General features: G+C 62.7%; 10 protein-coding genes. 2 read left to right on the forward strand and 8 right to left on the reverse strand.

All coding sequences use genetic code 11. The annotated features are described in order from the left end of the window. Window positions 1-309 precede the first annotated feature (309 nt). Both AC1D1P_RS07320 and AC1D1P_RS07325 read left to right on the forward strand, forming a co-directional pair. Entirely contained in the window at window positions 310-801 is a 492-nt protein-coding gene (locus AC1D1P_RS07320; protein WP_477666150.1) for a VOC family protein, read from the forward strand. Between the two features lie 309 nt (window positions 802-1,110). Next, window positions 1,111-1,326 carry a glycine zipper 2TM domain-containing protein gene (locus tag AC1D1P_RS07325; RefSeq protein ID WP_477672538.1) on the forward strand — a complete coding sequence of 72 codons (216 nt, stop codon included), beginning with the start codon at window positions 1,111-1,113 and terminating at the stop codon, window positions 1,324-1,326. Window positions 1,327-1,416: 90 nt separating this feature from the next. On the opposite strand, the gene AC1D1P_RS07330 is transcribed toward AC1D1P_RS07325, so the two are convergent. The 8 genes from AC1D1P_RS07330 to AC1D1P_RS07365 all read right to left on the reverse strand — a co-directional run. Continuing rightward, a complete protein-coding gene (locus tag AC1D1P_RS07330) occupies window positions 1,417-2,487 on the reverse strand; it encodes a VWA domain-containing protein (RefSeq protein ID WP_477672539.1) in 1,071 nt (356 codons plus the stop codon). 48 nt (window positions 2,488-2,535) lie between these two features. After that, window positions 2,536-3,486 carry a DUF58 domain-containing protein gene (locus AC1D1P_RS07335; RefSeq protein ID WP_477669719.1) on the reverse strand — a complete coding sequence of 317 codons (951 nt, stop codon included), beginning with the start codon at window positions 3,484-3,486 and terminating at the stop codon, window positions 2,536-2,538. 114 nt (window positions 3,487-3,600) lie between these two features. After that, complete coding sequence (locus AC1D1P_RS07340; protein WP_477669718.1) at window positions 3,601-4,623, reverse strand: AAA family ATPase; 1,023 nt, start codon at window positions 4,621-4,623, stop codon at window positions 3,601-3,603. A gap of 21 nt (window positions 4,624-4,644) precedes the next feature. Then, window positions 4,645-5,589: a S1C family serine protease gene (locus AC1D1P_RS07345; RefSeq protein ID WP_477672540.1), complete on the reverse strand. Its 945-nt coding sequence runs from the start codon at window positions 5,587-5,589 to the stop codon at window positions 4,645-4,647. Window positions 5,590-5,807: 218 nt separating this feature from the next. Continuing rightward, window positions 5,808-6,668: an ABC transporter permease gene (locus AC1D1P_RS07350; RefSeq protein WP_477669716.1), complete on the reverse strand. Its 861-nt coding sequence runs from the start codon at window positions 6,666-6,668 to the stop codon at window positions 5,808-5,810. Window positions 6,669-6,681: 13 nt separating this feature from the next. Further along, window positions 6,682-7,587: an ABC transporter permease gene (locus AC1D1P_RS07355; protein WP_477672541.1), complete on the reverse strand. Its 906-nt coding sequence runs from the start codon at window positions 7,585-7,587 to the stop codon at window positions 6,682-6,684. 12 nt (window positions 7,588-7,599) lie between these two features. Continuing rightward, window positions 7,600-8,703 carry an ABC transporter ATP-binding protein gene (locus AC1D1P_RS07360; RefSeq protein WP_477672542.1) on the reverse strand — a complete coding sequence of 368 codons (1,104 nt, stop codon included), beginning with the start codon at window positions 8,701-8,703 and terminating at the stop codon, window positions 7,600-7,602. A 14-nt stretch (window positions 8,704-8,717) separates the two neighbouring features. Continuing rightward, window positions 8,718-9,551: extracellular solute-binding protein (locus AC1D1P_RS07365; protein ID WP_477672543.1), on the reverse strand; the 834-nt coding region annotated here is incomplete at its 5' end.

Here is a 9,551-nt window from a genome sequence, read left to right on the forward strand (position 1 = left end):
TGCAAGCGGAGCAAAGAAGCAATGTTGACAGGATGACTGCGTAACGCATGAAGAATTCTTTGGGTTTCAGTTTGATAAGAAAGGAAGGGCCTGAGCCTGCAAACTGATTCTAGGCGGCCAGTCTGCCAACCGCCTCCTCAATATGAACGAGCATAGGCAAACACGCAGCTGTCATTGGGGCGTCGGCGTATCCCTACAAGGGCATCAGTCCCATCCGACAAATCAGGTATGCAGGATGGATACCATGGGGGTTGTTTGCACCGTGGCGGGCGCCGGGTGCCGAATACCCAACCCTTCAGGAGACACGACATGGCCAGCAAAAAGACCAGCAAGAACACGATCTGCCTGTGGTACGACGGCGGTGCCGTTGAGGCCGCAAACTTTTATGCAAAAACCTTCCCCGACAGCACTGTGGGCAAACTCTTTTATGCGCCGGGTGACTACCCCGACGGCAAGCAGGGTGACGTGCTAACGGTCGAGTTCACCGTCGCCGGCATTCCCTGCATCGGGCTGAACGGTGGCCCGCTCTTCAAGCATAACGAGTCATTCTCTTTTCAGATTGCCACCGATGACCAGGCCGAAACCGACCGCTTGTGGAATGCGATCGTCAGCAATGGGGGGCAGGAAAGCGAATGCGGCTGGTGCAAGGACAAGTGGGGCCTGTCATGGCAGATCACTCCGCGCGCGCTCACTGACGGTATAGCCGACCCCGATCCCAAGGTGGCCAAGCGCGTGTTCGACGCGATGATGACCATGAAAAAGATTGACGTCGCCGCGATAGAGGCGGCGCGCCGGGGTTGAGACGCTTGATGGAATGACGCGTTTGTGTCCCGCTGCGCGGTGCGCTCCCGTTCAGGCTTGAGAAGTGGTCCGGACGTGATTTGCATGCGAAATTTCCTCCGGAGGTACCGGGCGTAGTACGTACCGATATCGGGAGTTCGTCCTACACCACCGAACCCGCAGCCTCCTAGCATGAAGACACCAGCAATGAAAAGCCACCCCGGCGTGCAGCCGGTAACCGTGTGCGATTCATTCACGTGAAGAGGGTCTGGCGGCGTGATCAAGCGGCATTTTCTCTTCACTTTCATTAACGTTCTCAAGGAGACTGAAATGATTGGAATCAAACAAACTGCGCTTTGTGCGGTGGTGCTTGCCGGTCTGGCGGGCTGTAGCGGCATGACGACTCAGGAGAAAAATACCGCCATCGGCGCCGGTGTAGGCGGTGTGGCCGGCGCGGCTCTTACGGGTGGCAGTGCCTTGGGGACTGTAGGCGGCRCCGCGGTCGGCGGTGTGATCGGGCATGAGGTCACCAAACCGAAGAGGTAAGTTAAGTCCTGGATGCGGTGGCTTGCTTGCACGTCAAATGCAAGTGGCGCCGCTTCCCTGTTCTCCTCTCTGAGGGAACGCTCGAAGCCTTTAAAGAATCCGGTTAAACCAAAGCAGCGACAAACTCGCCGACACCAGCGCCAGCACGGCGGCAAGAAGCGCCAGCAACCCCGAGACCTCGGTTTCTTTTTTCTCAATCGCCAGACGTGAACTGAGGGTTTCATATACCTTCTTCAGGTCGGCCGCCGTACCTGCGTAGAAGTACTCGGCCTGTGTTGCGCGGGCAATGCCTTTGAGGGTTTCCTCGTCGAGCTTGACGCGCATGGACCAGCCTTCAAAACCAATCGTTTCGCCATCCACCGTGCCCACCCCGACGGTGTAGATGCGGACACCGCGGTCTGCTGCGAGCTTGGCGGCATCGATCGAATCCACCCCCGTGGTGCGCTGGCCGTCGGTTAGCAAGATGATGGCGGCCGAGGTATAGGAGCCGGGAGCGACGGGGGTGAATTCTTTCTTCGCGTTCTTGTCGGGGTTCAGGGCCTGGTCCAGCGATGTGCCGCGGGGCTTTTCCCTTCCGTACTGCATGGAGGCGATGTCGATGCCTGCGTCGGGGAACAGTTCGGCCAGCGACACGACAATGCCGTTGCCGATGGCGGTGCCGCGCTGTAGCTGGAATTTGTCAATGGCTGCCGTCAGGTCTTCACGGCTGAGGGTGGGCTGCTGCACGACGGCTGCGGTGCCGGCAAACGCGACGATGCCGACGCGCACATTGCGCGGCAAGTCGGCCAGAAAAGCCTTGGCAGCGTTCTGGGCGGCGACCAGGCGGTTGGGCTGCACGTCGGTGGCGCGCATGCTGCCCGACACGTCCATCGCGAGGATGATGGTCTCGCGCTGCGACGGCAGGCTGATCACGGCAAAGGGGCGTGACGCCGCCACCAGCATGGCGGCGATGGACAGCAAAAATAGCAGGGGCGGAACATGCCGGCGAAAGCTTTGGCCGCGGCCCATGGCTTCGCGCACGATGGAGAGGCTGGCGTAGCGCAGCGCCATTTTTTTCTTGCGGCGCAGCAGCCACACATACACGGCCACCAGCAACGGGATGGCCAGCAGCAGCCATAAAAACTCCGGCCAGAGGAAAGTCGGCAGGGGAAGCTTTGACATGAATGAGGTTAACCAGCTGAAGTTCATGGATGTTCCTTGGCGGCTTCTTCAGGCGGCGTGTTTCAGGTGGGCGGGCAGCTTGCCGCCTGCTGCGTTGGCGCCTGATGTACGGCTGCGCCGTTTGCGGAGCTCGGTAAACCGCAGGATGGCGTCAACCAGGTTGTCGTCGGTGGAAAGCTCCAGCGTGTCCACGCCGGCACGCGCCAGCGATTGCCGCAGCTCGGCCTCGCGCTGGGCGGCGATGCGTGCAAAGCGTTTTCGAAAGCCCGCGTCGTGGGTATCGACCAGCAGTTGCTCGCCGGTTTCGACATCACGGATGGGAATCAGGCCCAGGTCGGGCAAGTCCAGCTCCAGCGGGTCGAGCAGGCGCACGGCGACCACTTCATGCCGGCGGGCGAGTTGGCCCAGCGGCTTTTCCCAGCCAGGTTCGCTGATGAAGTCGGACACCACAAACACGGTGGAGCGCCTGCGTATGAAGCTGGCCGCGGACTCGAGCAACTCGTGCAGGCGTGTGGGGCCGAGGTCTGTGGTTTCAGGGCGGGCCTGCAGGGTGTGCAGCAAATGCAGCACGTGGTGGCGGCCGCCGCGCGCGGGAATCACGGCATCAACACCGGAGCCATAGAGCATGGCGCCCACGCGATTGCCGTGGCGCGTCAGCATGCGGGCCAGCACGGCGACAAATTCAGCGGACACATTGCGCTTGCGCAGTTCGCTGGAGCCAAAGTCCATCGAGGGGCTCAGGTCCAGCAGGAACCAGGCGCTCATTTCGCGGTCTTCGGTAAACACGCGCACATGGGGTTGCTCGAGCCGGGCAGTGACGTTCCAGTCGATGTGACGCACGTCGTCGTGGTGCTGGTATTCACGCAGGTCGGCCAGGTCCATGCCGGTGCCGCGCAGCAAGGTGCGGTAGTCGCCCTGCAGCAGGCCGTCGAGCCGGCGCAGCACGGTCCACTCCAGCCGGCGCAGCAACTGCTCTGCGTTGGATGAAGGTGCGCTCATGGCGATCCTCCGAAACCAGCATGAGCCGCGGAACCGGCTTTGCCGGGCCGCAGGCGGGCGGCCCCCTCGGGGGGCAGCGACCCGCGAAGCGGCGGAGCGTGGGGGCTCACATTTCTAGGCGGCGAGTTTTTCATGCTCTAGTGGTTTTGCTGGAGGCGGGATTTTGGCCATGATCTTCGCGACGAGGCCGTCGGCCGACAACCCTTCAGACAGCGCCTCGTAGGACAGCACCAGCCGGTGGCGCAGCACGTCGGGCACCAGGTCGGTCATGTCTTCGGGCAGGGCGTAGCTGCGTCCGCGCAACATGGCCAGCGCGCGGGCGCCTTCAGTCAGGTTGATGGTGGCGCGCGGGCTGGCACCGAAGGTGATGAAGCGCTGCAAATCCTTGAGGCCATGCTTGGTCGGGTTACGTGTGGCCGAGACCAGGCGCACGGCGTACTGCACCAGCGAGGGGTCGACGTAGATGCGGCGGCATTCGGCCTGCAGCGCGGCCAGCTGTTCGGTGGTGGCGACAGCGCTTACGGCGACGGCCGGGCCGGTGACGCGCTGGACGATGACGAATTCTTCTTCGTCGGTCGGGTAGTCCACCAGCACCTTCATCATGAAGCGGTCGACCTGCGCTTCGGGTAGCGGGTAGGTGCCTTCGGTTTCAATCGGGTTTTGCGTGGCCATGACGAGGAAGGGTTCGGGCACCTTGTGGGTGATGCCGGCAATCGTGACCTGGCGCTCCTGCATCACTTCCAGCAGCGCGCTCTGCACCTTGGCAGGCGCGCGGTTGATTTCGTCGGCCAGCAACAGGTTGGTAAACACCGGCCCGAGCGAGGTGGTGAACTCGCCGGTTTTCTGGTTGTAGATGCGTGTGCCCACCAGATCGGCCGGTACCAGGTCGGGTGTGAACTGGATGCGCTTGAAGTTGCCCTGCACAGTGTTGGCCAGCGTCTTGATGGTCAGCGTCTTGGCCAGGCCGGGAACGCCTTCCACCAGCAAATGGCCCTGCGCCAGGATGGCGACCATGACGCGTTCAAGAAAGCGGTCTTGCCCCACCACCACGCGTTTGACTTCATACAGGATCTGCTCCATCAGCAGCGCGGTGGCGTCATGGCCGGTGGCGGAATGTTCGGGCGTGTGCTGTTCCATGCGTCGATGTCCTTAAAGTCTTCAGAAGGGGGGCATGCCGGCGGCCGAGGCCGCGTTTTCAATCGGCACCGCAAAACCGATGCCGACAAACGTGCGTTGCTGGTTGGGGTTGAAGATGGCGGTCACGATGCCGACCACTTCGCCGTCCATGGTGACCAGCGGCCCGCCGGAGTTGCCGGGGTTGGCGGCGGCGTCGAACTGGATCAGGTTGCTCATCATCTGTTTGCCTTCGGGCGAGCGGAAGTTGCGCTTGAGGCCGGAGATCACGCCCTGCGAGGCCGAGGGGCCTATGCCGAAGGGGTAGCCCACGGCCATGACCTGGTCGCCGGGGGCCAGGTCGGCGGTGGAGCGCATGGTGGCGGCAATCAGGTCGTCGGGGATCTTGTGGGCCTGCAGCACGGCCAGGTCGTTCTCGGGCTGCACGCCGGTGATGCTGGCGGTGGATTCGAGGCCGTCTGCGAATGTGACCTTGATGGTTGTTGCGCCCTGCACCACGTGCAGGTTGGTCAGGATGATGCCCTTGTCGACGATGACCACGCCGGTGCCCACGCTGCGCTCGCCATCTTCCTTGCCGTCCTTGTCTTTACCCAGCCCCACGATGCGCACGACGGAGGGGATGATGGTGTCATAAGCCCGGGTGCCGGGGGAGGGCAGGACTGTGGTCTCCAGCGTTTTGAGGACGGCCGCGTTGATGTCTTCCTGCGTCAGCTTGCGGGCCGCAGGCCGCAGCGGGGAGGCAAAGCTGATGGCCAGCAGCAGGGCCAGCAGGCCGACGACCGACCAGAGCAGGTAAAGCTGGTTTTGGGCAAGCCGTTTGGCCAGGCGGGAGGCGCGGGGGAAGCGGGAAGGTGCGGGGGCTGGAATGGCGTCGTCTGGGCCGGCAGCCTGCTCGGGCGGTTGCGTCTGGGCATCACCCGCGCCCTGCGCCGGACGGTTTGAACTGCTGTAAAGGGCTGGCCTGCGCATCCGTTCACCTGTGAGGTCAATGTCAAAACCGGGCTGATACCACCGGGCGTGAAAACCTGCTTCAGGCCCCGTATTTACAGTTGCACCGTATCACGATTTGTGCATCCGTGCACGTGATTTGGGTATAGGCGTAGGGGGCTTTGTAAAGCGCCTGTTACTGCGCAGTCTGGGCTCGATTCGAGCCCGATTTTGGGGCGGCCTGGACTGTTTCAGGCGCTTCAGGCGCCAGGGCTGTCGGCGGGCTTGCGCAGCAGGGTCAGCGCCAGGGCCGCCGAGGCCAGCATCAGGAACAGGCTGACGGCATTGAGCACCGGCGTGGCGCCCTCACGCATGCGGCCGTACATCATGACGGTCAACGGCGCGTCCGAGCCGACCAGCATCAGCGTGGTGTTGAAGTTCTCGAAGGACATCAAAAACGAGATCGCTGCAGCGCCGATCAGCGCGGGTTTCAGGTAAGGCAGGGTGATGGTGGCGAAGACCGCGGCGCGGGAGGCGCCCAGGTTGTAGGCGGCTTCTTCCAGGGTGATGTCAAAACGTTTCAGGCGGGCCGAAATGATGAGCGTGGCGATGGACACGATGTAGGAAAACTGGCCCAGCACCACCAGCGGAAGCCCTGGTCGCAGGAAATCCAGCTCCAGCCCCCACCAGTCGTCGGCAAACTGCGCCAGGCGGCTGGCAAAGGCCAGGATCGAAATACCCAGGATGACGCCGGGAATCACCAGCGGCGCCAGCATCAGCATCGACAGCGCTTGTTTGCCCGGAAAGCGGCTGCGCTCAATCAAAAAAGCGTTGGTCGTGCCCACCAGCACCGCCAGCAGCGTGACCCAGCCGGCCACCACCACGCTGGTCCAGAGGCTGGCGAGCATGGGGCGATCGGCAAAAAGGCCTGTGCGTCCGGACTTGCTGCCAAAAAACCAGTCGAGCGTGAAGCCGCGCCAGGGCGGCGCCGGATAGGGTGCGTCGTTGAAGGCAAACACCGCGACCACCACCAGCGGCAGGAACAGGAAAGCAAAAAACGCCAGGGCATAAGCCACGGTGCCGGCGCGCAGCCAGGCGGGGCGGGGCAGGGAGGCGATCATGCAGTSCCCTTCATCATGACCGGCGCATGACTTCGCCGAATTTCTGGCCGGTTAATTTAAGGCCAAGCCAGACGATCGCTGTTGACAAACCCAGCAGCAAAAATCCAAACGCCGCGCCTTGCTCCCAGTTAAAGCGCGTGATGAACTGGGTGTAAATCTGCTCGGTAAACCACAGCGAATTTTTACCGCCCAGCAAGGTGGGCGTGAGGTAGTTGCCCAAGGTCAGCATGAAGACCACGATGCAGCCGGCGAGGATGCCGGGCGCGGCATGCGGAATGACGATTTGCCGCAGGATGGAAGGGCCGTTGCCGCCCAGGTCATACGCCGCTTCGATCAGCGTGTCGTCCAGGCTTTCAAGGGCGCTGATTAGCGGCACCACCATGAAGAGCATGGAGGTATAGACCAGGCCGACCAGGATGGTGGCGTCGCGGTAGAGCAGCTCTACAGGTGCATCAGTGAGGCCCAGCTGCACCAGCACGGCGGGCAGCACGCCCGATTCGCGCAGCAGAATCATCCAGCCCAGGGTGCGCACGGTTTCGCTGACCCAGAAGGGGATCAGGCACATCACCAGCAGCAGCGACTTGGCACGGCCGCGCACCAGCTTGGCAATCGTCCAGGCGATGGGAAACGCCAGCAGCAGTGTGATCAGCGTGGCCAGGATGGACATGACGGCGGTGCGCACAAAGGTGTGCCAGTACAGCGGTTCGTCGATGAAGGTGCGGTACTGCGCGATGCTGGGTGCATATTGCCGCGGTGCGATGCGTTCGCGCAGCGACAGGATGGCCAGGTCGATGTGCGGCAACACGATGAGGCCCACCAGCCAGATCAGCGCCGGCGCCAGCAACAGCAGCAGGATAAGTTTGGCCTGCGCCGATGCGGGTCCGGCATTTGCTGCGGGCATGGCGGCTGCGGCTTGCATGATCTGCAGGCGCTAGGCGCCGGCTGTCCCGAAACAGGTGGCTTGCGCGGGGTCGAAGCTGAAGGCTACCGTTTCACCGACACGCAAGTCGGCAAAGCGGCCGGTCTGCGGTAGCGCGATACGAAATTCCGTACGGCTGGTGGTTTCGCGCAGCAATACGGCCGAATTGGCGCCATCAAAGAGCAGGCTCTCAACCTGGCCCGCGTAGGCTGTGTGGTCAGCGGGCAGCTCAGCGGCGTCGCGGGCCAGGCTAATCGCTTCGGGCCGCACAAACGCCTGCACGGCCTGGCCGGTCAGGATTTTCCCGACTGCGCGGGCCCGCATGGCCAGGCCCTGGCCGGTTGTCAGCGCCACCACGTTGCCGGGCTCTGCGCCCGCAGCAGCATTGCCTTGCAGCTTGTTGTTGGCGCCCACAAAGCCCGCGACGAAAGGTGTTTGCGGCTGGTAGTACAGCTCTTGCGGTGTACCCACCTGCTCAAAGCTGCCGGCATTCATGACCGCGACATGGTCGGACAGTACCAATGCCTCGGACTGGTCGTGCGTGATGTAGACAAAGGTGGTGCCGAAGGCCGCTTGCAGCTGCTTGAGCTCGACTTTCATATGCTCGCGCAGCTTCAAATCCAGCGCTCCCAGGGGTTCGTCGAGCAACAGCAGTGTGGGTTCAAGCACCAGGCTGCGCGCAATCGCCACGCGCTGCCGCTGCCCGCCTGACAGCTGATCGACGCGCTTGTCCTGCATGCCAGGCAGGCTCACGCGTTCGAGCATGGCGCCGACCTTGGCGCTGATGTCGGCGCGCGAGAGGCCGCGCCGTGCCAGGCCGTAGCCAACGTTTTCACCGACCGACATCATGGGGAACAGTGCCAGGTGCTGGAACACCATGTTGACGGGCCGCTGGTTGGGCGGCACGCCGTTCATGGGTTTACCGCCGATGTGGATCTGGCCCGCATCGGGCGACAGAAAGCCGGCGATCATGCGCAGCAGCGTCGTCTTTCCGCAGCCCGATGGGCCGAGGATGGAAAAGAAGCTGCCGCGCTCCACGGAAAAGGACAAGTCCTTGACTGCGGGCTGGCCGGCGTAGGTTTTACCGACGTGTTCGGCTTGAAGGTCTGCGTGCACCGGTGATAGGCCGGTTATTGGGCTGCTTTCACGCGGTCTAATACGCGGCCTTCGATGTCCTCGATGCCGGCAGGCACTGCGGGATACCACTTCACGTTTTTCAACGCGGCTTCAGGGAAGCTGGCGGCGAACTGGGCTTTCAGCTTGGGATCGGCCAGCTGGTCGGCTCCCTTGGAGGCGGTGAAGTTGCCGGCAGAGCCTGCCACTTTTGCGGCAATCTCGGGGCGCATATTGAAGTTGATCCAGGCGTAGGCGGCGGCATCGTTGCGGCCTTTGGCCGGGATGGCGAAGGTGTCGATCCAGCCGAGTGCGCCCGACTTCGGTGCGATGTATTGGATTTCAGGTTTTTCGGCATTGAGCTTCCAGCCGCCGGTATCCCACATCATGGCTCCCACCACTTCGCCGGCACGCATGCCGTTGAGCAGCTGGTCCTTGTTGTCCCAGTAGAACTTGATGTTGCTCTTGCAGGCAATCATGGTCTTGCCGACTTCATCCATCAGCGCGCCGTAGGCTTTCGGGTCCTTGTAGAGCGCAAACGGGTCTTTGCCGGACGCAAAGGCGAAGGCCAGCAGGGTGGGGCGCTTCAGGCGCACGGCGGTCTTGCCCTTGACGTCGGCTTTGCACAAGTCGGGGTAGTCGGTCATCTTGGCCAGCTTGGTGTTGACGACCAGGCCGTCGGTGCCCCAGATGTGCGGCAGGCCATAAACCTTGCCATCGAGTGTGGTGTTTTTCTTGGTGGCTTCCAGCATGGACGGGATGAACAGATCGGATTTGATCTTGCTGAGGTCCATGGGCTTGTAGATGCCGAACTCCTGCTGCGGGCCGGTGATGCGGTCCTGCGAGGGCTG

The organism is Polaromonas sp. P1_E1_2 (assembly GCF_056406035.1).